Below are 23,147 nucleotides of genomic sequence, written 5' to 3'. Positions count from 1 at the left end.
CCGGTGGATCGGTGTGCGGGCCCGGTTGCCGACCACATGCGACCGGCAACCGGGCTCCGCTCAGGTCGTGACGAGGAGGCTGAGGTCGTCCCTCGGCCGGCCGTCGACGGACAGGGCGGCTGCGGGGCCGTCCGGTTCCGCCGGGGTGGCCAGCCAGCTTTCGAGGACGCCGCCGGATATCACGGCCACCACCGCGCCACCGGGAGGAACGGTGATCTCGTAGCGCTCCTCCCCCGCCCGACCGGTCACCCGGTCGGCGACGTCCGTGGAGTTGAAGACCGCGATGAACTCGACGTGGCGATGCCGGTCCACTCGGCGCAGGACGGCCGCCCTGCCCTCCTCGTTCGTCCACACCGGGCGTCCGACGGCCGACAGCAGCTTGTCGAGCTGCTCGGCGACCTCATGGGAGGGCGCGTCCGTCCCGGCGGCGTTCGGCGTCGAGCGGAGTACGGCCACGGGGAGCTCCGGAGGTGTTACGGGCGTGGTGCCGTCCTCGTCGAGCCACTGCGGATCCACCAGGAGGGACCGCCGCAGCAGCACATCGTGCAGTGCTGTCGCGGACTGTCGCAGTGCGGTGTCGGCCTCCGGCGCCCACGTTTCCGCCTCGGGCAGGGCGCGGTCGATGGCCAGCACCGCGTCCCGTACCAGCTCGCTCGCCAGCAGCCGGTCTCCGAAGCGGTCCAGGAACGCGGCGAGCAGTCGCAGCCCCCGGCCGGTGGCGCCGGGTTCGCCGCTCTCGGTGGTGGGCGCCCCCGGGCAGTACGGCGGAGCGTGCAGCGCGGGATCCACCCCCTCGGCCAGCAGTCCCTGTGCGTCCATCTCTATGTGGGCGCCCCACGATCCGGTCGCCACGGCCGTGTACACACTCACCGTTCCCGACCCGAGCATCAGGGCGAGCAGCGAGTTGAAGACCGGGGTACGGGCCTCGGCGAAGCCGCTGTCCGTCCAGGTGAAGCCCCAGTTGGCCTCCAGGACGTCGGAGCGGCTGAGCCGGATGCCGAGCAGATGGGCCCGGAAGGCGTCCGGGTCCGTACTCGGATTGCCCACCCACTCGGTGTGCCCCACGTGGTACCCGGCGCCGGCGATGCCCCTGGTGCGCGCCGCCCAGGCGTCGATGGTGGGTTCGGGCCCCGCGACCGGCGCGAGCGGCACATTGACGACCTTGGCCACGCCCTCCGGCAGCAGGGCGCTGAACCAGTCCCATACGTCGGCGATGGCCCGTCCTGACCACCTCGACCACAGCGCGCGCAGCTCGGGCGACCACTGTTCGACGTCGCGCGCGGTCTGCTGCGAGGCGTCGGCGAGGCCCCGTCCGGCCAGCCAGGTGGCGAACGCGGCGCGGGCGTGCGGGCCGCCGTCCTGGCTGGTGATCGGCAGGTGGGCGTCTCCGCAGATGCCCTCGTTGCCCAGCTGGACGGCGACAACAGGCCCGTGGGGAGAGAGCCGTGGGGCGATCACCTCGTCGGCGACGGCCCGCAGCCACCCCGCGGTCTCCTCCCGGACGGCCGGGTCGAACAGGCTGGGCAGCGGCCGGCCCTGCGAGGTCAGGGCCCAGCCGTGGAGCCCGGTGTAGGGCGTCCGCTCCGGCGTGCAGAGCCGGTCCGGCAGGCCGCCGAGCTGCACCTCGGCGTGGATGAACGGTCCCGGCTTGAGCAGGACGCCCAGCCCGGCCTCGGCGGCCGCGTCCAGCAGGCCGATCACATTGCGCTGCGGGTCGGTGGCCCCGGTGAAGTCGAAGGGCCGCTCGCCATCGGTCTCGTGGAAGCGCCAGGGCAGATAGCACGAGACCACGTCGACACCGAGGCGCCGCAGTTCCCGCAGATTGGGTGCCCACCGCTCGGGCTGCGCACGGTAGTAGGGGTATTCGCCTATGACGACCGGGCGGTTGAGTCCGGGCAGGAGCGAAAGACGGGGAGAGTTCACGCGGGGTCTCCGGACGAGTCGGGTACGAGTACGACCTTCAGCGCGGAGTACGGGGTGCCGGGGGCGGCGGCGAGGGCGGCGAAGGCCGCTTCGTGCTCCTCCAGCGGGAAGCGGTGGGTGACCAGCTTCTCCAGCGGCAGCCACTGGGCCAGCTCGATCGCCTTGGGGAACAGCTGGCTGTTGTAGTCGCCGGCGCCGATGATCCGCAGGCCGCGCTGGAGGAGCTCCAGCGGCCGTACGGTCGCCGCGGCATTGCTGTTGTATCCCATGATGACGACCCGGCCGCGGGTGGCCGCGTACCCCAGGCTCTGTTCCAGCAGGCTTCCGACGGTGTCGATGACGACATCGCCGCGTTCGGCCAGCTCGGCCTCGTCCGGGGCGTGCACGCTGACCCGCCCGTCGTCGGACTGTGCGAAGACCTTGCGGCACAGTTCCTGGCGGTAGGGGTCCGGCTCGATCAGCAGCACCCGGGCGCCGTAGTGCTGGGCCGCCATCGCGCACACCACGCCCACCGGGCCGCCGCCGACGATGACCGCGGTCTCGCCGGCCCGCAGGTCGCCCGCCTCGATGTTGTTGAGGGCGCAGGCCAGGGGCTCGACGACCACCGCGCGGTCGAAGTCCATACCCTCCGGCATGGCGTGGATGAATCGTTCGGGGAGCCGGATGTACTCGGCGAACGCGCCGTCGAGGTCGAGGCCGACCTCCGTACCGGCCTTGTTGACGCAGAAGTCCCAGTGGCCCTTGAGGCAGGACGGGCAACCGCCGCAGTAGAGCGTGGGGTTGATGATGACCCGGTCGCCCGGCTGGTGCCCGGTGACGGCGGAGCCGACCGAGTCGACGAAGCCGACCGCCTCATGGCCCATCACGACGCCGGGTTCGGCGGGGAACTTGCCCACTAAGACGCTGCGGTCGGTGCCGCAGATGCCGGTCTGTACGACCCGGACGACGATGTCGGTGGGAGCGTCGGCCTCGGGCTTGGGATGGTCGACCAGCGAGATGGTCCGCTGCTGGTTGAGGATCAGTGCCTTCATGCCGCGTCTCCTGCCGTCGTGGGGGTGGCGCCCGGGATGTCCCAGCGGATGGCGCCGAGCAGTTCCTTGTGGAGCTGGGGGGTGGCCGCCGCGATGCACGACTTCTGGTTCATGGGGTCCAGGTCGAGCAGTTCGGTGGTCCCCAGGTCCTCGCCGTAGGCGTCGGTGATCGTGACCCCGCTGAGCTTGGCGAGATAGACCGCGGCGGCGATGTCGTACGGGAAGAGGTGCAGGATCGAACCCCGCCCGGCCTTGAGGAACTCCGCTTCGGTGTGCGGGTGGTCGCGCAGGATGCGGTTGCCGATGTCGACGTAGGAGTCGAGTTGGCCGGTGATGACGCGGGAGATGGAGAAGGAGGCGCTGTTGAACACGAAGACGCCACCGGTGTTGGCGGACCGGTCCACCAGATGTGCGTAGGCCGCGTTCATCAGGTGCATGGGGTGGCCGTTGAACTCGATCGACCAGAACATCTTCGCGGGGTCCGTGGTCCGGCTGAGCCGCGGCAGCGGATGGGCGTAACCGCCGCTGGACAGCCCCTCGTCGTCGTCCCCGTAGATCCAGGCGCCGGACTTGATTTCCAGGAGATACGCGGCGGTGACATCGGCCAGGGTCGGCGAGTCCTTCTCCAGCGGTGCGGCCGCGATCGACACCATGCCCATCTCCAGGCCGGCCGAGGTGGGCCGGGTCCCGTCGATGGGGTCCACGACCAGTACATACTGCGGGTCGGGCGCCAGCTCCAGAAGCGAGCCGTCCTCGGTGTAGACCGCCAGCGGGATCTCGGCATGGGCGCGCAGATATTCCACCACGGCGCGCTCGGCGACCTCGTCCACGTCGAACTGGGCGTCGCCGCCCGGGGAGTCGCCGTGCACCTGCCGGGCCAGTCCCCGGTCCGCGTAGGCCATCAGCTCGGACCGCACATGCTGTCCGAGGCCGGTCAGAAGGTTCTTCATGAGGAAAGCTCCGCGAGGAAGAGGTTCTCCAGCCGGTCGCACAGCAACTCGGCCTGGTCGAGGGTGAGGATCAGCGGCGGGCGGATCTTGAGCACATTGCCGTAGCCGTAGCGGGAGGTCCGCAGGATCAGTCCGTGCTGCCCGGCCGCGCCGGCCAGGTGGTTGGTGAGCTTGACGGCGGGCTTGCCGTCGGGCTCCGCCATCTCGAAGCCGATCATGAGGCCGACGCCGCGTACGTCGACGATGGCCGGGTAGCGGGTCTTCATGTCCGCGAGGCGGCCGAGGATGTAGTTGCCGGTGGCGCGCACGTTGGCGAGGAACTCCGGCTGCCGGATGATGTCGAGGGTGACGTTGGCCGCCGCGGCCGCCAGCAGGTTGGCGCCGTAGGTGAAGGAGTGGTGGTTGGCCGGCAGGCCGCCCAGCCGCTCGTTGGTGAGGATCGCGGCGACCTGGGCGCCGGAACCGCCGAGCCCCTTGGCGGTGGTGATGGCGTCGGGCTCGACCCCGAAGTGCTGGGCCGCGAACATCTCCCCGGTGCGGCCGATCCCGGTCTGGATCTCGTCGAAGATGAGCACGATGTCGTGCTCGTCGCAGAAGGCCCGCAGTTTCTGGAAGTAGCCGTCCGGCGGGACGATGTTGCCGCCGTTGCCGGAGATCGGCTCGACGACGATGGCGGCGACCTGACCGGTGCTGGCGTACTCCAGGAAGTCCTCGATGCGGTCGACGCACATCATCCCGCAGCTGCCTTCCTTCTGGCCGTAGAAGCACCGGAAGCAGTACGGGTCCGGCACCTGCAGGGTGCGCGGGAAGAGGGAGGGGAACGGCTCCTTGCGGAAGGCGTTGCCGGACATCGAGGTCATCATCATGGTCTGTCCGAGGTGGCTGCGGAACAGGGAGATGACCTCGGAGCGGCCGGTGGCGTGCTGCGCCATCTTGATGGCGCCCTCGTTGGCGGTGGAGCCGCCGGAGACCTTCGGGTGGACCTTGGTGAGATTGTCCGGGGAGACCTCCACCAGTCTCTTGACCAGCCCGTTGATGGGGTCGCTCTGCATGGACGAGGTCAGGTGCGTGAAGAGGTCTAACTGCTCCTTCATCGCCGCTATGACCGCCGGGTGGGAGTACCCGAGGCTGAGGTTGAAGGTGGCCGACGCACAGTCGAGGTACTCGTTGCCGTCCTCGTCGTAGAGGTAGATCCCTTCGCCGCGCACCATCTTCTGGGCGCTGACGGGGTAGTAGATGAAGTCGCGTACGTCTTTGACGTCCATGAGTGCTCCTTGAGGGGAAGCCGCTCTTGGCATCGGCTGGCCGGAACGTTTCTGCGCAGCCACCGACGCCCGTCAGCGGGTCTCGATGCGGGACGGACGAACTCGCCGCCTGAACATGGGTGTTGACCGGATGCGACAAAAACTCTGTTGCGTTGTCCGGTGGTGCCACCTGCTAAGCCGGCACCCGGGCCGGCCAAGCATCGCTCAGGGCTGTGTGAGTGACAGGAATGCAGGTTGGGTGTGATGTCGCACAGCGATGGCCGATCGGGTCACGCCATCCCGCATGAAGTAGATCTTGCTGCTCATGATTCCCCCGTGTAACGATGCGCTGGTCTGCGCGGCATCTGGGAATACGCCCGGGAGATGTGTCCAGCTCTGTGGGCCTTTCAGCTCCCGACGCCAGAACTCTAACAGGTTCAATGTTCGATTGCCTAGATCATCTGCGGGAGTTCGTCCGACATGCCCGTGGTTTCACCGGTAAGCGCCTGGAGACGCCGGGTTGACCTGCGTAAATGACGATCCGACGGGGTTTCTGACGCCCCAAAAGGGGCGTCATCGCCACCAGGAAAGCGCCTTCTGAGCATGGAGCGTGATCATTTCAAACATTATGCGTGCTTCTTTTTGCGTCAATGATGTTCACTTCTTGGCCGAGTGAGGTGCCAGGGGCTCCGGCCCGGCCGCGCGCGAACACAGCAAGGCGCTGGGGCAGGGGGGTCAGGTCCCCCGCCCCAGCGCCGGTCTGAGGGTCGGTCAGGCTCCTACTTGCAGTAGCCGAAGACCGAACACCACACGCTCTGCGTGCTGAAGACGAGCTGGGAGGACTCCTGCGGGAACTCCATCTCCTGAAGGTCCAGAATGAAACCCATGGTGATCACCTCTCTGTGAATTCAGTTGCACTGTCGGAACGGGGAGAGCCCTCGGTGTCAGGGCCGGGGGTGTCTCCCGGAAGGCTGATGAAAGGCAGGAACTCGGTGTCCTCCTTTCCGTAGGCGGTCTTGAGTGCGAGGAGCACTCCCGCGGTCCCGGTGGCCACGTCCATGGAAAGCCGCAGGTTGTGGTCACCGGGGAAGGCGAGGTGCCCCCGGTATGAGAGGGCATGGCGGTCGAGCGTGCCGAGCAGCCGGTGGCTCGATGTGCCGTGCCCCAGTTCGGGACGGCGCGCGGTGAGACGGCTGAGGACCGCCAGCAGGCCGGCGCGCCCGTGGAAGAGACCGCTGCCCAGCACCAGTTCGGGGGTGCAGGCCAGCAGCAGCCCGGGGAGGGCCTCGGCCGATCGGTCGTCATGGCGGACGGCGAGCAGCAGATCGGCGATGAGCGCGATGCCCGCGCCGCCGTTGGCGAGATAGGGCAGGGCGCGGTTGGCATCGTCCCGGATCTGCACCGAGCCGTCCGCGAGCTCCACACAGGAGTCGAGGTCACGGTGCAGTGCGCGCCGGGCGAGGTCCAGGCACGCCTCGTCCTTGGTGAGTTCCTGCAGGTGCAGGAAGAAGAGCGCCACGCCGGACCAGCCGTACAGCAGCCCGGCTTCGTAGGTCATACGCCGGGTGCCCGGGTCCTGCCGCTGTCCGCCGGCCCCTCCGGGCGAGCCGCGCAGTACGCCGCTCTCGACGGAGCCGGCCAGCCGGTTGGCGATCTCGCCGATCACCGCCCGGTGGTCCTCCTGGCCCGAACGGGTCCGGCGCAGCAGCTGCAGCCCCGTTCCGGCCAGGCCGTCGAAGAGATTGGCGCCGGTGACTTCGGGGAGCCTGCCGAGCGCCTGGGCCACCAGCCGGTCGGCCGCGTCCCGGTAGCCGAGCCCGTCGAGCGCATAGGAGATGCCGAGGGCGCCGTCGTAGAACCCCGGCAGCAGCGGGGTGCGCCGGGTGACGGACTCCAGCAGCCATTCCTCCAGACGTGGATCTCTTCGCCGCCCGGCGGTCGCCAGGGCGTGCAGCACACCGGCGGCGCCGTAGGCGAATCCGGAACCGCCGTGCGGGAACTGCTTGACGTCACCGGGAAAGAGCCGGTCCTGACGGTGTGGGGTGGCGCTGAGTGTGAGGGCGCGGGCGGCGGAGGCGCGGATCTCGGACCACGGCGGTGCCTGCGGGCCGAAGCGGAGGGGTGAGTCGCCGACCTCACGGCGGGGCGGGGCGGCGTCCTTCGGCGTGGGGCGGAGGTCGTCGAGAAACGCTTCGCAGATGTCGTGCGGCAGCTCGAAGAGCTGCTGCACCTCCCGCACCTGGCGTTCGGTCTTCTCCGGGGCGAGTTCGAGCAGCGGGCTCAGGGGCAGCATGCAGTGGAGCCAGATCGCCGCTGTCGCGAACCGGTGGGCTTGTTCGTCGGTGAGCCCCGGTGGTGGCACGAAACCCGGCGCGCCGAGCCCCGGCTCGGGGTCCTCTCCCCGGTCCCTGGCGAATTCGAAGTCCACCAGATGGACCGACCCGTCGTCGGCCACGATGAGGTTGCCGGGGTGCAGGTCACCGTGCGCGGTTCCGCGCTCCAGCAAGGAGTCGGTGATGACCCGCGTCCGCTCGATGATGGCGCGCACCTGATCGGCGTACCGGCGGATCTCCTGGGGGTCGGGACATGCCCTGGTCAGCGGATGGTGGAGGACGACCCATTGGGTCAAGGGGGTGCCCTCGACGTGTTCCATGGCGAGGAAGTGGTGTTCCCACTCGGTGAAGTGCCGGTGGAACGCCGGCACGCCGGGCAGCCCGTCGAGGCGTCGCAGCATGCGTGCCTCGTGGTGCAGCCGGTCCTGGGCGTCGCGCTGCCGGCTGTCGGACCCGATGTGCGGTCGGGCCTCTTTGAGCACCACTCGCGTCCCGTCGGATTTCGCGCGTGCCGAATAGACTCCGCCGCCGTTGGAGAAATGCAGTACGCCGTCTATGTCGTACGGGAACTGCTCTGCGCCCGCCTTGTCGTTACGGGCGTCCCGGTGCGGTGTGAGGAAGTCGGGCAGAGGGACCCAGGACGGCAGGTGGAATGCGGGTCTTCGTTCGTCGGGAACCAGCTGTCCGTCGGGCCGTTCGATCGCCAACACGGGTTCACCGTGCAGGTCCGTGCAGTAGCGCTCGGCGAATCCGCCGTAGCGCACATGGAGGGGCCCCGCGCCCCAGCGCAGATCGCTGAGGATGTACGGGCCGGGCTCTTCGCCCAGTTCGGCCGCCAGGCCGTTCAGCGTGGCCTCGAGCTCCTGCTCGTCACAGGGGTAGAGGGTGGCCAGCTTTCCACTGGAGCTCCGGTCGGCGTACTTGGAGTTCTGCAGCAGATGCAGGCGGGGCGTCCGCAGGAATTTGAATGCCAGGCGGTGGCGGGTGCAGTGCTGCCAGACCTTCCGCAGGACGCGTTCGGCGTTTTCGGGGCGGGCCGATACATGGATCTTCCAGCCCTGATCGGGTAACTGCCGGTCCTTGGGGGCGAGATGGAGCCATGCCTCGCCCTCGTGGCGCTGCCATCCGTCGGGCGGTGTGAGTGTGCCGACCGCGAAGGAGGTGTCCCCGGGGCGTACGCCGTAGGGGGTCTCGTAGAAGACCGGGTCGATCAGACTGAACTGCTGGTGGCGCATCTTCATACGTCAGCCACCTGCCGGTCTGAGCGCCGATTCCGCCAGTGCCGGCTTGAGCGTGGCCAGTGACGTGAAGAGGTGGGCCCGCATCCCCAGGGCCTCGGCGGCTCGGACGTTGTCCTGCCGGTCGTCGACGAACAGCACGTCCTCGGGTGCCAGGCCGAATGCGTCGCTGCACCATGTGTAGGCGCCCGGCTCCGGCTTGGCGTGTCCGATCCGGCAGGAGAAGGCCAGGAATTCGAAGTTCCGCAGCCACGGCTGGTGCTTTTCGTAGTGCGCGGCCAGTTCCTCGGGAATGTTGGAGAGCAGACCGATCCTGGTCCCGCCGTCCGCCAGCTCGCCGATGAACTGCACCATCTCGGCATCGACTTCGCTCCAACTGGCTGTGTCGGCCGCGATGAGGGCTTCGGTGCGCCGCTCGTCGAAGGACACTCCGAGAGAATCGGCGACCGTCCGCCAGTACTCGGGGCCGGACTGGTCACCTCGGTCGTAGGGCTGCCGCAGGCCCCAGTAGCTGTCCCAGAAATCCTTGCCGGGGACCTGGGCCGTGGCCTCCAGCCGAGCGCATGCGTCGGCGGGCTGATGGCAGGCGATGACACCGAACATGTCGAAGAGGACGGCGGTCATGTGGTCACCTCCGCGTCGGGGGACACCGCTTCGTCCAGCGGCGATCGGGGTGCAGGGGCGTTGGCCGCCGAGGTCTTCCTGGTGAGCCACAGGCTCAGCAGTACGCAGAACACCGCCAGGGCGAACAGCAGAAGGGGAACCGACCGGACACCGGATTTCTCGATGGCGGTTCCCAGCAGGGGCGGGAAGGCGACCCCGCCGATCATCGAAGCGGCGATGACATAGGCGCCGGCCGCCGCGACGGTGGGGACGGCGCGGTTGAGCCAGGGAAGACAGGTGGGGAAGATCGGAGCGATGGTGAGGCCGACGCCGATGTACGCGTACGGGGCCGCTGCCGGGATGGTGGCCAGCAGGAGGGAGGCGGCCATGCCCAGGCAACAGGTGATGACGATCGCCGGAGCGGAGAAGCGCAGGGTCAGCGGTACGGCGAGGAACCGGCCCACGGTCATCGCCAGCCAGTAGGCGGAGGTCGCCGTGGCGGCGGCCGCGGCTCCATAGCCGAAGGTCTCCAGGTGGGTCGGTTCCCACCCGCCCACGCCGGTCTCGATCGCCACATGGAAGACGTAGATGCCGATGAACGCCGCGACGATGGGCAGGATCCTGGACTGCCCGGAGGGTCGGTGCGTCTGGCTTTCGCTGACCGGCTCCTTCTGCGCCACGCCACCCAGGGTTGCCATGAGAAGGACCGAGATGGCCGCCGTGGCACCGAAGATCCAGAGATAGTTCTCGGCGCCGAGCCAGCCGACCAGCGCGGGTCCGGCCACCGCTCCGATGCCGAAGTGAGCGTTGAGCAGGTTCAGCATCGCCGTGCTGCGATCGCCGAAGCCCAGGGAGAAGAGCTGGTTGAGTCCGTAGTCGATGCCGCCGAACCCGAGGCCGGCGACGAACGCCGAGGCCAGCGCCGGGAGCCAGGCCGGTGACAGGGCGAAGCCCAGGGAGCCGAGCGCCATGAGGAGGTAGGAGCCGCCGAGCAGCTGCCGGTTCCCGGTCTTCCCGCATAACAGGTGGAAGACCAGGACGCCCAGCAGCGCTCCGATGAAGTGGGCGCTGAGTCCCAGTCCCGCTGCGGCCGGTGTGAGATCGAACTTTTCGCGGAGCGCGGGGATCGCCGGTCCGTACAGCGCCTGCAGGGCACCGATCACCACGAAGCCGACGCAGGACGCAACGACGGCGGCACGGGTGAACAGCGGTGGCGTGCTTCCTCTCGGGGGGAGAGCCTTGCCGGGCGTGGCCATCGATGTCCTCCTTCGAGGAGAAATGTGGGTGGGCTTGGTGGAATCTTGAACGGTGTGCCGGCGAGGGCGCGCCGGCGGTGCCGACGACCTCTCCGAAGCAAAAAGCACATCGAATGCGTGTGAGTACACACTCAACATGAGAGTTAGTCAACCACGAGGACCGTACTCGGCTGCCGATCCCAACGAACCAAGGGTGCAAGACTCGCAGTCGGCCTGTTGATGTGCTAAGCCAACGGCATGAATGTTGCCGAGCGTCACCGATTCATCTTGTCCTTGCTCACAGACCGCAACCGGGCCTCAGTGGCTGAACTCGCCCGTTCCGCCAAGGCTTCGGAGATGACGATCCGACGGGATCTGGAGGTGCTGGAATCCCGGGGCGCGCTGCGGCGCGTGCACGGTGGGGCGGTCAGCGCACTGCTCAGCGGAGTGGAACCGCCGTACGCCGTGCGGGCCATGGTCGGCGGTGAGAGCAAGGCGAAGCTGGCCAAGGTGGTGGTGGAGCTGCTCAACGACGGGGAGACCGTGGCGCTCGACACCGGGACGACCGCCGTGGCGATCGCCCAGGCCATGGCGGGCCGCCGACTGACCGTCACCCCGCTTTCGCTGCACGCCACTTACCCGCTGACCGAGAACGAAGGCATCCGGCTCCTCCTTCCCGGTGGCCAGGTCCGGCCCGGGGAGCTGGCGTTCTACGGTGAAACCGCGTTGCGTACCTTCGAGGACCTTCGCTACGACACCTTCATCCTCGGGTGTTGCGGCCTCGACGCGGCGAATGGAGCCACGGCCTACAGCCTCGACGACGTCCATGTGAAGCGGGTGGCGGCGCGATCGGCGCGCCGGACCATCGTGGCGGCCACCGCGGAGAAACTGGGGCGGGTGGCCCTCGGCCGGATCTGTTCCGTCGAACAGATCAGCCTGGTGGTGACGGACGCGCCGCAAGGAGCTCCGGCGATCGAGGAACTCCGCGCGGCGGGCGTGGACATCATCCATGTCTGACTGTCTTGAACCGTCTGCTGGATTCAGCTGCCCGAGGCCGTCTGTCCGGATCCATGCCGGACGCCCGACCTGTGAAGGGCGCACATCAATGATGTGAGATACCATCACCTCCGATGATTGAATCGATCGAATCGACTCCCCCCACCTCCGCACCACCGACGCGACGCCTCCGTACGGCGCGCATCTGCACCTTCGTGTTCTTCGCGCTCAACGGCTTTGTCATGGGGATGTGGATCGTCCACATCCCCGCGATCGAGCACCAGGTCGGCATCTCTCACGTGGTACTGGGATGGCTGCTGTTCTTCCTGGGCGGCGGGGCATTCGCAGGGATGCAGCTGTGCGGTGCTCTCGCCGACCGATTCGGCAGCCGTAACGTCGTGCTGGTCGGCGGGGTGCTGTGCAGCACCGCCGTCATCCTCCCCGGCCTGGCCCACGCTCCTTGGACGCTGGCCGCGGCGTTGCTGGCACTGGGTTTCGGCAACGGCTGTCTGGACGTCAGCATGAACACCCAGGCCGTGCAGGTCGAACGCGGATATGGCAGGCCGGTGATGTCGGCGTTCCATGCGGTGTTCTCCATTGGAGGCGTGATCGCCGCGCTGGTGGGGGCTCGGACGATCAGCTGGGATGCGGATATCCGACTCACGCTGTCATGTGTGGCCCTTTTCGGGGTGGTGGTCACCCTCATCGCGATGCCGGGCCTGCTGCGTGCCGAGTCCGCGCCGCCGACCGGAACTCCCCCGGCCGCGGACGCGCCGGCCGCCAAGCGCCGTACACCCTCGCGGATTTGGGCACTGGGTGCGCTCGCCCTGATGCTCATGCTCTGCGAAGGCGTCGCCAACGACTGGAGCGTTCTTCACCTGCAGGATGTGCTGGACGCTCCCGCCGCGACCGCCGCGCTGGCCTACGGTGGTTTCGCGACGGCGATGACCGCCGGACGGTTCGCCACCGACCGGGTCGTGGCGCGGTTCGGCCGGGTGTTCGTGGTCCGCTACGGCGCCGGCCTCGCCGCGGCGGGGCTGGCACTTGCCGCACTGACCTCCTGGGTGCCCTTGGCCCTGGCGGGCTGGACGCTCTTCGGCATCGGCCTTTCCGGGTGCATTCCGCAGTTCTTCACCGCTGCGGGCAATGTGGATCCGGCATCGTCCGGGGCGAATGTGTCCAAGGTGGCGGGCATGGGGTACGTCGGAATGCTGGCGGGCCCGGCCGTTATCGGGCCGCTCACCCATGCCGTTCCGCTCAATTTCACGTTCCTCCTCCCGGTGGCCTTTTGTGTCGCGGCCGCCTGCTCGGCCGGAATTCTCCGGCCCACCCCACCCCGCCGGTGAGCAGCCACCACCGAGGCAAGCCCTCACACATGGCCCGTAACTGTCGGTAAGTGATCAGTTTCACCCCGCACAGGGTCCCACTCGCAGTCCATACCGCTCTTTTGACTGCCATCATCCCTACCGGTGCGGGATTCAGTTGATTCCGCACGGTCCGAAATCACAGCGAAAGCAGGGGTGTTGGCGTGAGATTGGCGTGGTCGCGGTGGGTTGTGCGGAGAAGGGCGGGCACCGGCGCGGGTTCCGTTACGAGCGGGCCGGGGGTGGCCCGTCGCTCGGTCACGGGGCGTTTCGCGGCGGTCGGCGCGGCCGCCTTGCTCCTCGGCCAGCTCCTCGGCGGGGCTCCCGCCGCGGCGCAGACCAGGGCCGCCCTGGCGGGATCGGCGTTTCCCCTCGTCCTCGACGTGGACCTGACGCCGAATCCGGTGTGCAGCGGAGCCGTACGCGGCCGGGTGCAGATCTACGACCCCGCCGCGGCGAAGGCCGGAGCCGCCGTGGAGTGGCGCATACGCGCCGGTGCAGAGCAACTGGCCGGCGGGCGCCTCGACATGACCGCGAGTGTCGGCACGGCGAAGTTCAGCATCCCCTTCGACCGGGTGCCCGCAGCCGAGACCGCCTTGCAGGTCGACGCCCGCCTCGCTGCCTCCGCCGACGGCCGTCCGGCAGGCCGCTACGGCAAGGTCTGGCGGGACACCATACGCAGGGGGTGCGACCCGGTGCGGGTGGCGTCCGTCGGTGACTCCGTGGTCTGGGGGCAGGGCCTGGACCACGACCAGAAGTTCCCCTATCTGACGGGGCAGCTGCTCGGCCGGGAGACCGGACGGGGCCATCAGCACCTGGATTACTCGATCTCCGGCGCGGTGCTCGACGCACCCGATCTGCCCGCCGGCAACAATGACGCGGCGTGTCTGCACACGACGGAACGGCAGGACCCGGACGGCGACGGGGAGATGGAATTCGGCGAGGTCACCCAGCAGACGCCGGACGTGTTCTGCCAACTGGAAAAGGCGGGCGCGCAGGCGCGGAAGGGCGGTTACGGTCTCGATCTGGTCGTGATCAACGGGTGCATCAACGACCTCGACCCGTTCTTCGGTATCGGCGCCGGCATCACCCCCGGCTCGGAGGACCTGCCGAAGGCCGTGAAGCGCGAGTGCTCCGGCATCGGCGCGGCACCGGAGAACCCGGCCAAGGACGTGCCCTACTTCAGCGGCGCGAAGGTCGGATACGGCGGGCGCGGGATGCGGGCGGCGATCGAGAAGGCCCATTCCCTGCCGGGGCGGCCGAAGGTGATCGTGGCCGACTTCTACTACGCGCTGAGCCGCAGCAGTTCTCCGATCCCGGTGAAGACCTGCTCGACCCCCGGAGCCACCGGATGGTGGCTGACCTCCTGCAAGGGCGCCCTCGGCGGCGTCGCCAAGCGCTACGAGCAGTACACACAACTGGCCAATGCCGCCTACCACCAGGCCGCGGCCGCCGCCAACAAGGCGTCCACGGACGGTCCGTACGCGGTTGCGGCCGATGGGCTGTTCACCGTGGACAACGCCCTTCTCACCCGGGACTCCAAGGTCTGGAACACTCCGGTGACCGACCCGGCGTTCCCGCTGCGCACACGGGCCTGCCCCGAGCTCAGCTCGACTCCGGCGCAGTGTCTGAGCGCGGCCGTCGGTCACCCCGACATCGAGGGTGCCCGGCAGTACGCCGACGCCTTTCTCCTCAACCCGAGCGTGCGCAAGTGGTTCCACCTCCCCCGGCAGGGTCCCCGGGCGCAGCTGAACGTCCCCACGAACACCCACGTCGGCGATGAGGTGCGCATGTCGGTGACGGTGGACGGAAAGCCGCCCGCCGCCGGGTACCGCTACCACTGGTACTTCGGCGACGGTACCCAGCAGGAGACCGGCGAGGCGGCCGTCACCCATACCTACGACCGTGCCGGGCCCTGGCTGGCCCGGCTGGTGATCACCGGTCAGGATGGCGGGAAGGTCCTGGTCGAGGCGACACGGCCGATCACCGCGGACTGACAACTCCGTCGAAATGCCTAGGGCGGCTCGCAGCGCGCGGGCCGCCCTTCGGCATGACGTACCTCGTCGGGGGCGAGGCCGGGCGCCCCGTGTCCCCCGGCGTCGCCTCCGCCCCGGCGGCCACTGCTCACGGCACAGTGGAGCCATGAACGCAGACGACAGAGACCTCTTGGCCCGGGGACGGGTGGCGACCAGGCTTCCGGCGCAGAACCTGGACCGGGCACGGCGTTTCTACTCCGAGCGGCTCGGGCTGGAGCCCGTCGACGAACGGCCCGGTGGGCTGCTGTATCGATGCGGCGGCGCGGACTTCGCCCTGTTCGAATCGGCGGGAGCCTCGCCCGGCACGTTCACTCAGATGGCCTGGGAGGTCGACGACATCGATGCGGTCGTGACGGAACTCAAGCAGCGCGGAGTGGTATTCGAGAGGGTCGACCTGCCCGGACAGCTGGGCGGCGGGCAGAGCGGTGACGGGATCGTCGAGATCGACGGGAACTACCCGAGCAAGGGCGCACGAGGTGAACGCGGCGCCTGGTTCCGTGACAGCGAGGGAAACATGCTGGGCATCGGCCAGCCGGTCGTCTGAGCGGGACGCGGCCGCGTCGGCGCTCAGGGCCCGGCCGCGCGCCCCGATCTCATCGACGTAAGCCACGCCGCGTGGGTGTGCCACTCGGACAGGGGCGCTCGCCGCGCCGCCGCTCTTCAGCCGTGCTCGGCTGTGAATGCCGGCCCGTTATGTGACGGGCCTTGATCACGAGCAGAGGAGCACGAACCGCATGGCAGTCATTACCGACCCCACGTCGCTCGACGGACAGGCGCAACCACCCCAGGTCTACGAGATCGAGGACCTGATCAGACCCTCTGAGGTGGAACAGCTGTCGGAGGCGGCATCCACCCGGCCCCAAGGACCTGAGCAGACCGCCCAGCTTCAGGCACAGGTAGTGCAGCTCGAGGCACATACCGCGCTCAGGGACGCGACAGCTCCCGTACCGCGTCTGGTGCGCGGCCGCTATCGCAGCACCGATGCGGGGCATCAGCTGGAGCTACGTGTCGACGTGGACGGCCTACGGCCCACCATGCGGGTGAGCGGCGACTTCTTCCAGACCAGCGGAGCCACCACCAGCTATGTCGGGTCCTTCGTCGTCGAGGCACCGGCCATCACCTCCGAGCCCGGGGTGGTGAAGCTGGAAGGGCAGGGAAGGTTCAGCTTCCCCGTTGCCTCACGGCATGTGCGGGTGACCATTCCGCGCGCGGCCGGGCTCCCGCCGCGGCCGGCGATGGCAACCGTGCAGTTCTCGGCAGGTGCCGCGGCGCCCGGTGCGACCGCGACATTCGTGTGCTCGTTTGTGTCACCGCACTTCCGCAGCGTCCAGCTGGAGCAGGATTCGGTGGCCGGGACGGTTCCCTTCCTCTCGTACGACACCGGTTCGCTGCCGCAGCCCCCTACGAGTCCCTCACGCACCCTGACGGTGCCGAAGGCGTACCAGGAGGCCGGCGTCGAGGTGCAGATGGCCGGGGCCCCCAACATCATCGACACCTCCGCCGCCGGACCGAACGCCAAGTGGGACGAGGCCGAGCTGCACAACGCGATGGTCAACCACTTCAGCCTCTGGCGGGATGCTCCCCTGTGGCAGGTGTGGCAGCTGGTGGCCACCTCGCATGTGGACCCCCTCGTCCGAGGGATCATGTTCGATTTCAGCGGAGCCTTCCAGAGACAGGGCTGCGCGGTCTTCCACGACAACATCAAGGGCTCTGACCCGGCCAGCCAGCGCGCCCAGCTGCGTACCTACGTCCACGAGCTGGGCCACGCCTTCAATCTGCTGCACTCGTTCGAGAAGAACCTCGGCGATCCGCCGCAGCCTCTGGGCCCCAACGGCGGTTTCGGCGACCTGTCGTGGATGAACTACGTGCAAAAGTTCCAGCCACCGCCGCCGGCGATCGGCGGTCCCGCCGCCTACTGGGCCGCGTTCCCGTTCCAGTTCACGGAGAACGAACTCATCCACCTGCGGCACGGCTTCTTCCGTGACGTGGTCATGGGAGGGAAGCCGTTCGGCAGGGGCGCGGCCGAGGTCGACATGGACCTCTTCGCCGATCCCGTCATCGACAACTCCGGTCTCGCGTTGGAGCTGCGCTCCGACAACACGTTCCGCTTCGGTCAGCCGGTCGTGGTCGAACTCAAGCTGTCCACGTCCGACCTGCGCGGACGCACCACTCATGGGCATCTGGACCCCAAGGACGGCTTCCTCTCCATCGCCATCTGCGACCCTTCGGGCGAGACAAAGCTCTATCGGCCGCCGATGAGACGCTGTCTGGACGGAGACGCCGAGATCCGGCTGGACGCCGAGCGGCCGGCGATCTACAAGAGCTGCTACATCGGCTATGGCAAGGAAGGCCAGTACTTCCAGCAGCCCGGCCGGTACCAGCTGCGCGCACAGTACGTCTCGTCCGACGGCTCCCGGGTGCTCTCCCCCATCCACCAGGTGACGGTCCGCATGCCCCGCACCGACGACGACGAGAACGTGGCCGAGCTGATGATGGGCGACGAGCAGGGCATGCTCTTCTACCTGCTCGGCTCGCACAGCGAGACACTGAGCTCCGGAAACGCGGCTCTCGAGGAGATGATCGACCGGTACTCCGACCACCCGCTCGCCGTCTATCCGCGGCTGGTCAAGGGCGCCAACGCCGCCCGGGACTTCAAATACCTCAGCGCGGACAAGACGCTGAGCACGAGGGCCGCCAATCCCCACGAGAGCATCGAGCAACTGGACTCGGTGATCCGCGCCTCCCTGGAGGACCGGGGCGTGGACAACATCACTCTGGGGTGGACGATGCGACGCCGCGCCCGGATGGAGGCCAGGGCCGGCGATCCCGAGCGGGCCCGGCGGACGATGGACCAGATGGTCGAGGTGTTCCGCCGCAGGACGAGCAGCCCCTCCGTGCAGCGATACATCGAGATGCAAGCAGAGCGGGTCAAGGAGGCGGTGACCCGCGAGAGCCGGTAGCCCCCGCCGGCAGACGGTCTTCTGACCGGCCGCGCCGAGCAGGGAGCGGCAAACGGGAGCGTGGTACCCCGCTGTGGCGGCGACGCCGACATGGCGGGGTACCGTGCGCGTGGGGCGAGCACCGGCAGAGAACGAAACGCCCCAGGGCCTGTCCTGTCCTGTCCTGCCGATGGGTCAGGATCGGAAGGGCCTAACCGCAGTCGCAGCAGCTGCAACCGTCGCAGCAATCGCAACCATCACAACAGTTGCAGCAGTCACAGGAATCGCAGCCGTCGCTACAGCATCCCTCGCGCCTCTTCCTCGACCACGGCCCGTCGTAGTGATCGGCGCAGCAGACCTGGCAGGTGCAGCAGAGTCCGATGGCGACCGCGCAGCCCGCGAGGAACCCACGGGGCTTCTTCGGCGGCTGCGGGAACCGGGGCCGCCCGCCCTCGCCGCCGGAGCCGCCACCATGGCCCCCGTCGCCGCCTCCGGGGCCGCCGGGCGGCACCGGGCCACCGCCGTACGGGGACCGTGGCGCGTTCAGGTGCTGCTGTCCCTGGACGTACGGACCGCCGGCCGGCGCCTGCCCGTACTGCGGCGGTTGTCCGTACTGCGGCGGCTGCTGCCCGTGCTGCGGCGGCAGGCCGGGTCCCGGTGCACCGTGCCCCTGGTGGGAGCACGCCGTCGTGCCGAAGGCGCGATCCACCGAGCGCCGGAGTTCGTGCACCAGCAGCACATGCACCAGCGCCGAGTCGGCGAACTCCACATCGCGCAGCGCGAGGCGGATGCCATGCACCGCATCGTCGCACAGTCGGCGGGCCTGGGCGGTGGTGGCGCCGGTCGCGGTGAGCGGGTTCCAGGCGCCTTCGGCGGCATCCGCCGCGCGGTCCTCCACGGCGTCGAGGAGGTGCGCCAGCCGCCCGAAGAGCCGCCCGGCCTCGGCGAGCGGCGCGGCGTTGCCGGGCCGGCCCGCGAGCACCGCGGTGTGTGCGAAGGCGGCGGCGGTCGCCGTCTCGGTCGGTTCGGTGATGAGGGTCAGCGGTGTGCCGGGCCCGGCGAGTTCTTCGATGCCCAGCTGGCGGTCGACCGCGTCGACGAGGACGGCGGTGTCGAAGCCGAGGTTGGCACCGGTGCGCGCCCCGGCCCGGTCCCAGCCGGCGGCGACCTTGCGCGCGGCGGCGGCCACCGGCCGACGGCGCAGCAGCCCGTTCCGGTCGGCGACGTGGTCGCGTATCTTCGCCGAGGCGAGGACGAGGGACACCGAGGCCGCGAGCCGCGCGCCCTCCCCCTTCGCCACCGAAGCGGTCCGCATCCCGCGCAGCGGGCAGGGCCCGGCGGTGCGGCGCGCGGCGTCCGCCCGGCCGGTCTGAGCATCCGTCAGCACGGATACGATCAGCCCGTCGTAGTTCGTGACGACGCGGGCGAACTGCCCGTGATCCGCCCGCAACGCGAGGCAGAGACCGCACAGATGGGCCATCCACTCCGCCTTGAGCCCCTGGGACAGACGATGGGAACAGGGCCTGACTATTCCGAACATGTAGAAACCCCCGTCGGACGACATCGAAAGTCGGCCGGCGCAGGCCGACCGCGGGTTCGGAATCTACCGGGCGCGTCACTGACCTGTGCACATGCCCCGGTACAGGTCCGCCAAGGTCCGCCAAGGTCTGCCAAGTCCGCCCGTGGCCGGTCGTCGGTCTGCGACCGCAACGACCGTGGTGCAACCCCTCGAATCCTCTTGTTGACCCTCACATCGTGTCAGGTGCTGAACTCGGAGACATCATGTTCACCATCGGAGACTTCGCCCGGCACGGCCGTGTCTCGGTCCGGATGCTGCGTCACTACGACGCGACCGGACTGTTGCGCCCGGCCCATGTCGACCCTGCCACCGGCTACCGGTACTACTCCGCCGCCCAGCTCACTCGTCTCAACCGGGTCATCGCGCTCAAGGACCTCGGTTTCACTCTCCAACAAGTGCGGGAGATCGTGGACGAGAAGATCGGCACCGAGGAACTGCGCGGCATGCTGCGGCTGCGGCGGGCCGAACTGGAGGCCACCATGGCCGCCGCGGCGGCGCGGCTGGGCCGGGTCGAGGCGAGGCTCCGATCGATCGAGAGTGAGGGGCACATGCCCACGAACGACGTCGTCACCAAGTACCTCCCGGCGATCCGGGTGGCGGAGCTGACCGCGACCGCGGCGAGTTTCGCGCCCGAGGACATCGGCCCGGTCATCGGGCCGCTCTACCACGAGCTGTTCCCACGCCTGGAGGCGGCGGGCGTCACCCCCACGGGACCCGGTGTCGCCTATTACGAGGACGCCGCGGAGGGCGGCGGCCTGATCACCGTCCACGCGGCCGTCCACGTCTCGGCACCCCTCCAGGACGGCGACTTCCGGGTGCTCGACCTGCCGCCCGTCGGCCAGGCGGCGACCATCGTGCACCGGGGCTCGATGGACGGCGTGCTTCCCACCGCCCAGACCCTGGCCCGCTGGATCGACGGCAACGGGTATCGGTCCACCGGATACCCCCGGGAGATCACCCTGGAGTGCCCGGAGGACCGTGACGACTGGGTGACCGAGCTTCAGGCCCCGGTGGCGGCAACCTCCTGATCACGGCCGGCGCAAGGGTTGGTCGGGCACGTCCATACGCTGCGTGCCGACGACCGACAGCAGCCGAAGTGCCTCTGCGGACGGCGAGCCGGGAGCGGCGGTGTAGATGACTACTCGCTGGTCCCGGTCGGCGATGTCCAGGACGTCGCAGTTGACGGCGACCCGGCCGACGAGCGGGTGCTCGAAGGTCTTGCAGAGGGTGGGGCGGGCGGTCACATCGTGGGCGGCCCAGAGGTGGGCGAACTCCTCGCTGCCGGCGAGGAGTTCGTCGACCAGAGCGGTCACCTCCGGGTCGTTGGGGTAGCGAGCGGCGGCCGCGCGCAGGTGCTGGGCCGAGGTGCGGGCGAACTCGTCCGCGTCCGAGACGCCGTACAGTCGTCGGTCGTCCCGGTACGGGCCGAGGAAGGCGCGTCGGATGAGGTTCCGGTCCCGGCGCGACAGGGCGGAGAAGTCCTCCATCAGAGCGGCGGCCAGCTCGTTCCAGGCGATGACCTCGTACGTCGCGGACATCACGATCGCCGCGGCCTCCGGCAGCCGGTGCAGCAGGTCGACGATGCTCTGCCGTACCTCCCGCGACGGGCCGGGAGGTGGTCCCGGCGGGGCACCGGCGAGGTGGTGGAGGTGGTCGCGCTCGGCGTCCGACAGGCGCAGTGCGCGGGCGATTTGGGCCAGCACCTCGCGGGACGGGTGTGGGGCGCGGGCCTGTTCCAGTCGCGTGTAGTACTCGGTCGAGATGAACGCCAGCTGCGCCACCTCCTCGCGGCGCAGTCCCGGGGTGCGGCGGCGCGGCCCGGCGGGCAGCCCCACGTCGGCGGGGGTGATGCGCTCGCGCCTGCTGCGCAGGAAGTCACCAAGTTCTCGTCGTACTCGTCGATCCACCTCCCCAGTGTGCGCGGCGCCGAGGTCCCCAGCCAGGTACTACCGGTGCCTGGATGAACGGTGCGCCCGTACTCAGGCTCGTCGGCATGAACAACACATCGATCACATCCACCACGTCCTCGGGCCTGCTCGCCGGCAAGGTCGCCTTCATCACCGGTGCCGGTCGCGGCATCGGCGCGGCATCGGCGCGGCTGTTCGCCCGGGAAGGTGCCAGGGTGCTCCTGGCGGCCCGCACGGAATCCCAGCTCAAGGCGGTGACCGAGGAGATCAGGACGGCCGGCGGCAGCGCGGACTTCGTGGTGTGCGACCTGGCAGAACCGGCGAGTGTCCGTGCCGCCGTCGACCGGTCCGTGGAGCTGTACGGCCGGCTCGACATCGCCTTCAACAACGGCGCGACGGGCCAGCCGCCCGGCCCGATGGACCAGCTGTCGGAGGCCGATTTCGACCAGGTCTGCGCCGTCGACATCAAGGGCCCGTGGCTGGCCATGAATGCCGAGATCGCCGCCATCCGCGCCACCGCGAAGCGCGGGGCCATCGTCAACACCTCCAGCGTCGGCAGCCTGATGGCCAACCCGTGGCTGCCCGCGTACGGCGCGGCGAAGCGGGCGGTCAACAGTCTCACCGCGTCGGCCGCCGCCACGTATGGCCCGGAGGGTATTCGTGTCAACGCCATCGCGCCGGGCACCACACTCACCGAGATGCTGCACGAGTGGGACGAGCAGACCCCCGGCGTCATCGAGCACCTCAACTCGCAGACCCCGCTGGGCCGTGCCGCCGAGCCGGACGAGATCGCCCAGGCTGCGGCCTGGCTCCTCAGCGACCGCGCCTCCTACGTCACCGGCACGGTCCTCCGGGTCGACGGCGGCATGCGGGCCTGAGCCGGCACGGGCGTCCTACCAGGGCGCGGGCGCCGGCTTCACACGGCGGAGGAGCGGCGCCCGACGCCCGGCCCTCCGGCACGGGCGGCGATCAGGCGCGCGCAGTCCATGGGGGTGGCTGTCGTGGTGTCGACGTCCAGGTCGTAGACAACGCCTCGGTGCACGAGCTCCGCCTGTGCCGCGGCCATGCCGGCGACCCGGTCGCCGCGCGCCACCTCCCGGTCCGCCGCCACCGCGGCGTCGCAGTGGACGCCCACCCACAGCACATTCCGCCCGTCCAGTGCCCGGCGCCAGTTCCCCTGGGAGACCGGACCGTCGAGGAAGACATCGTCGATGACGACCCGCGCACCGGCCCCGACCGTCGCCGCCACGCCCTGCATCCAGGCACGTTCCAGTTCCAGGAAGACCTCCCCGACGCTGACGCCGCCGTCCGCGGTGATCGCGAGCCCGCCGTCCGACTCCCGCAGTGCGGCCGGCATCGACTCGATCAGCGCGTCCACACCCGTCACCAGCCAGGGTTCCGGCAGCAGCGCCTGAAGGCAGCGGGCGATGCCCGACTTGCCCGCGCTGGAACCCCCGTTGAGCACGATCACCTCGGGGTGTGCCGGACCGTGGTGGTCGGCGGGTGTGGTCGGCCGGTCGGTGGTCATTCCGTCTCCGTTGCGGTCCGGTACGCCTCATGGCGTACGTCAGGGTGGGTGCCGGCACAGCAGACGCAGCGGGGACCGCCACTCCTCGGGCCAGTCGAGGCCGTTGCCCGTCCCGGTCCCGAGTCCGTCCGCCGGCGGGCCGGTGACGGTTCCGCCGTCCCGGGCCAGTTGGTCGGATTGTGCCCGGGGAGATCGGTGAGCGCGATCGATTATGTGAGCGGTGAGGTGCCGGGTGACGCGG

General features: G+C 69.3%; 17 protein-coding genes. 7 read left to right on the top strand and 10 right to left on the bottom strand.

Annotated elements, in window-relative coordinates; translation table 11 throughout:
* Positions 1-60 precede the first annotated feature (60 nt).
* From FCH28_RS08215 to FCH28_RS08185, 7 genes are all read right to left on the bottom strand, one after another.
* Positions 61-1,923, bottom strand: a complete 1,863-nt coding sequence (locus FCH28_RS08215; protein ID WP_169314086.1) for a beta-galactosidase — start codon at positions 1,921-1,923, stop codon at positions 61-63.
* Positions 1,920-2,954, bottom strand: a complete 1,035-nt coding sequence (locus tag FCH28_RS08210) for a zinc-dependent alcohol dehydrogenase (RefSeq protein ID WP_136739012.1) — start codon at positions 2,952-2,954, stop codon at positions 1,920-1,922. The genes FCH28_RS08215 and FCH28_RS08210 overlap by 4 nt, the downstream gene beginning before the upstream one ends.
* Positions 2,951-3,904 (bottom strand): inositol monophosphatase family protein, encoded by a 954-nt coding sequence (locus FCH28_RS08205; protein WP_136739011.1) that lies wholly within the window; start codon positions 3,902-3,904, stop codon positions 2,951-2,953. The genes FCH28_RS08210 and FCH28_RS08205 overlap by 4 nt, the downstream gene beginning before the upstream one ends.
* A complete protein-coding gene (locus FCH28_RS08200) occupies positions 3,901-5,169 on the bottom strand; it encodes an aspartate aminotransferase family protein (RefSeq protein ID WP_136739010.1) in 1,269 nt (422 codons plus the stop codon). The genes FCH28_RS08205 and FCH28_RS08200 overlap by 4 nt, the downstream gene beginning before the upstream one ends.
* Before the next feature lie 871 nt (positions 5,170-6,040).
* On the bottom strand, positions 6,041-8,722 hold the full coding sequence (lanKC, locus tag FCH28_RS08195) for a class III lanthionine synthetase LanKC (RefSeq protein ID WP_136739009.1): 2,682 nt from the start codon (positions 8,720-8,722) through the stop codon (positions 6,041-6,043).
* A gap of 3 nt (positions 8,723-8,725) precedes the next feature.
* Positions 8,726-9,343: an HAD family hydrolase gene (locus tag FCH28_RS08190; RefSeq protein WP_136739008.1), complete on the bottom strand. Its 618-nt coding sequence runs from the start codon at positions 9,341-9,343 to the stop codon at positions 8,726-8,728.
* Positions 9,340-10,578, bottom strand: a complete 1,239-nt coding sequence (locus FCH28_RS08185) for an MFS transporter (RefSeq protein WP_187363780.1) — start codon at positions 10,576-10,578, stop codon at positions 9,340-9,342. Before FCH28_RS08185 ends, FCH28_RS08190 begins: the two co-directional genes overlap by 4 nt.
* A 237-nt stretch (positions 10,579-10,815) precedes the next feature.
* On the opposite strand from FCH28_RS08185, the gene FCH28_RS08180 reads away from it, so the two are divergent.
* The 5 genes from FCH28_RS08180 to FCH28_RS08160 all read left to right on the top strand — a co-directional run bounded on the left by FCH28_RS08180 (position 10,816) and on the right by FCH28_RS08160 (position 17,913).
* Complete coding sequence (locus FCH28_RS08180; RefSeq protein ID WP_136739007.1) at positions 10,816-11,574, top strand: DeoR/GlpR family DNA-binding transcription regulator; 759 nt, start codon at positions 10,816-10,818, stop codon at positions 11,572-11,574.
* Positions 11,575-11,687: 113 nt separating this feature from the next.
* Complete coding sequence (locus FCH28_RS08175; RefSeq protein ID WP_136739006.1) at positions 11,688-12,899, top strand: MFS transporter; 1,212 nt, start codon at positions 11,688-11,690, stop codon at positions 12,897-12,899.
* Positions 12,900-13,159: 260 nt separating this feature from the next.
* Complete coding sequence (locus tag FCH28_RS08170) at positions 13,160-14,914, top strand: PKD domain-containing protein (RefSeq protein ID WP_136739005.1); 1,755 nt, start codon at positions 13,160-13,162, stop codon at positions 14,912-14,914.
* 145 nt (positions 14,915-15,059) lie between these two features.
* Positions 15,060-15,497, top strand: coding sequence for a VOC family protein (locus FCH28_RS08165; RefSeq protein WP_136739004.1), 438 nt, complete (start codon positions 15,060-15,062; stop codon positions 15,495-15,497).
* Positions 15,498-15,687: 190 nt separating this feature from the next.
* Positions 15,688-17,913, top strand: coding sequence for a zinc metalloprotease (locus tag FCH28_RS08160; protein WP_136739003.1), 2,226 nt, complete (start codon positions 15,688-15,690; stop codon positions 17,911-17,913).
* A 190-nt stretch (positions 17,914-18,103) separates the two neighbouring features.
* Here FCH28_RS08160 and FCH28_RS08155 read toward each other — a convergent pair whose 3' ends face one another.
* On the bottom strand, positions 18,104-19,432 hold the full coding sequence (locus FCH28_RS08155; protein ID WP_136739002.1) for a DUF5685 family protein: 1,329 nt from the start codon (positions 19,430-19,432) through the stop codon (positions 18,104-18,106).
* 242 nt (positions 19,433-19,674) lie between these two features.
* On the opposite strand from FCH28_RS08155, the gene FCH28_RS08150 reads away from it, so the two are divergent.
* A complete protein-coding gene (locus tag FCH28_RS08150) occupies positions 19,675-20,499 on the top strand; it encodes a MerR family transcriptional regulator (RefSeq protein WP_136739001.1) in 825 nt (274 codons plus the stop codon).
* On the opposite strand, the gene FCH28_RS08145 is transcribed toward FCH28_RS08150, so the two are convergent.
* Positions 20,500-21,378 carry a helix-turn-helix transcriptional regulator gene (locus FCH28_RS08145; RefSeq protein ID WP_136739000.1) on the bottom strand — a complete coding sequence of 293 codons (879 nt, stop codon included), beginning with the start codon at positions 21,376-21,378 and terminating at the stop codon, positions 20,500-20,502. It lies immediately after the preceding gene.
* 86 nt (positions 21,379-21,464) lie between these two features.
* Here FCH28_RS08145 and FCH28_RS08140 point away from each other — a divergent pair, with 86 nt between their 5' ends.
* Positions 21,465-22,256: an SDR family NAD(P)-dependent oxidoreductase gene (locus FCH28_RS08140; protein ID WP_136738999.1), complete on the top strand. Its 792-nt coding sequence runs from the start codon at positions 21,465-21,467 to the stop codon at positions 22,254-22,256.
* 38 nt (positions 22,257-22,294) lie between these two features.
* On the opposite strand, the gene cpt is transcribed toward FCH28_RS08140, so the two are convergent.
* Entirely contained in the window at positions 22,295-22,906 is a 612-nt protein-coding gene (gene cpt / locus FCH28_RS08135) for a chloramphenicol phosphotransferase CPT (protein ID WP_187363779.1), read from the bottom strand.
* Between the last annotated feature and the right edge of the window lie 241 nt (positions 22,907-23,147).

Source organism: Streptomyces piniterrae, from assembly GCF_005048155.1.
GTDB classification, from domain to species: domain Bacteria; phylum Actinomycetota; class Actinomycetes; order Streptomycetales; family Streptomycetaceae; genus Streptomyces; species Streptomyces piniterrae.
Note: the sequence above shows the minus strand (reverse complement) of the source record. Positions and strands in the feature narration are given on the sequence as shown.

Coding starts and splice junctions, on each gene's coding strand:
- FCH28_RS08160 (WP_136739003.1), top strand. CDS start 15,688: ATGGCAGTCATTACCGACCCCACGTCGCTCGACGGACAGGCGCAACCA.
- FCH28_RS08165 (WP_136739004.1), top strand. CDS start 15,060: ATGAACGCAGACGACAGAGACCTCTTGGCCCGGGGACGGGTGGCGACC.
- FCH28_RS08205 (WP_136739011.1), bottom strand. CDS start 3,904: ATGAAGAACCTTCTGACCGGCCTCGGACAGCATGTGCGGTCCGAGCTG.
- FCH28_RS08175 (WP_136739006.1), top strand. CDS start 11,688: ATGATTGAATCGATCGAATCGACTCCCCCCACCTCCGCACCACCGACG.
- FCH28_RS08180 (WP_136739007.1), top strand. CDS start 10,816: ATGAATGTTGCCGAGCGTCACCGATTCATCTTGTCCTTGCTCACAGAC.
- FCH28_RS08200 (WP_136739010.1), bottom strand. CDS start 5,169: ATGGACGTCAAAGACGTACGCGACTTCATCTACTACCCCGTCAGCGCC.
- cpt (WP_187363779.1), bottom strand. CDS start 22,906: ATGACCACCGACCGGCCGACCACACCCGCCGACCACCACGGTCCGGCA.
- lanKC (WP_136739009.1), bottom strand. CDS start 8,722: ATGAAGATGCGCCACCAGCAGTTCAGTCTGATCGACCCGGTCTTCTAC.
- FCH28_RS08150 (WP_136739001.1), top strand. CDS start 19,675: ATGTTCACCATCGGAGACTTCGCCCGGCACGGCCGTGTCTCGGTCCGG.
- FCH28_RS08155 (WP_136739002.1), bottom strand. CDS start 19,432: ATGTTCGGAATAGTCAGGCCCTGTTCCCATCGTCTGTCCCAGGGGCTC.
- FCH28_RS08210 (WP_136739012.1), bottom strand. CDS start 2,954: ATGAAGGCACTGATCCTCAACCAGCAGCGGACCATCTCGCTGGTCGAC.
- FCH28_RS08140 (WP_136738999.1), top strand. CDS start 21,465: ATGAACAACACATCGATCACATCCACCACGTCCTCGGGCCTGCTCGCC.
- FCH28_RS08190 (WP_136739008.1), bottom strand. CDS start 9,343: ATGACCGCCGTCCTCTTCGACATGTTCGGTGTCATCGCCTGCCATCAG.
- FCH28_RS08185 (WP_187363780.1), bottom strand. CDS start 10,578: ATGGCCACGCCCGGCAAGGCTCTCCCCCCGAGAGGAAGCACGCCACCG.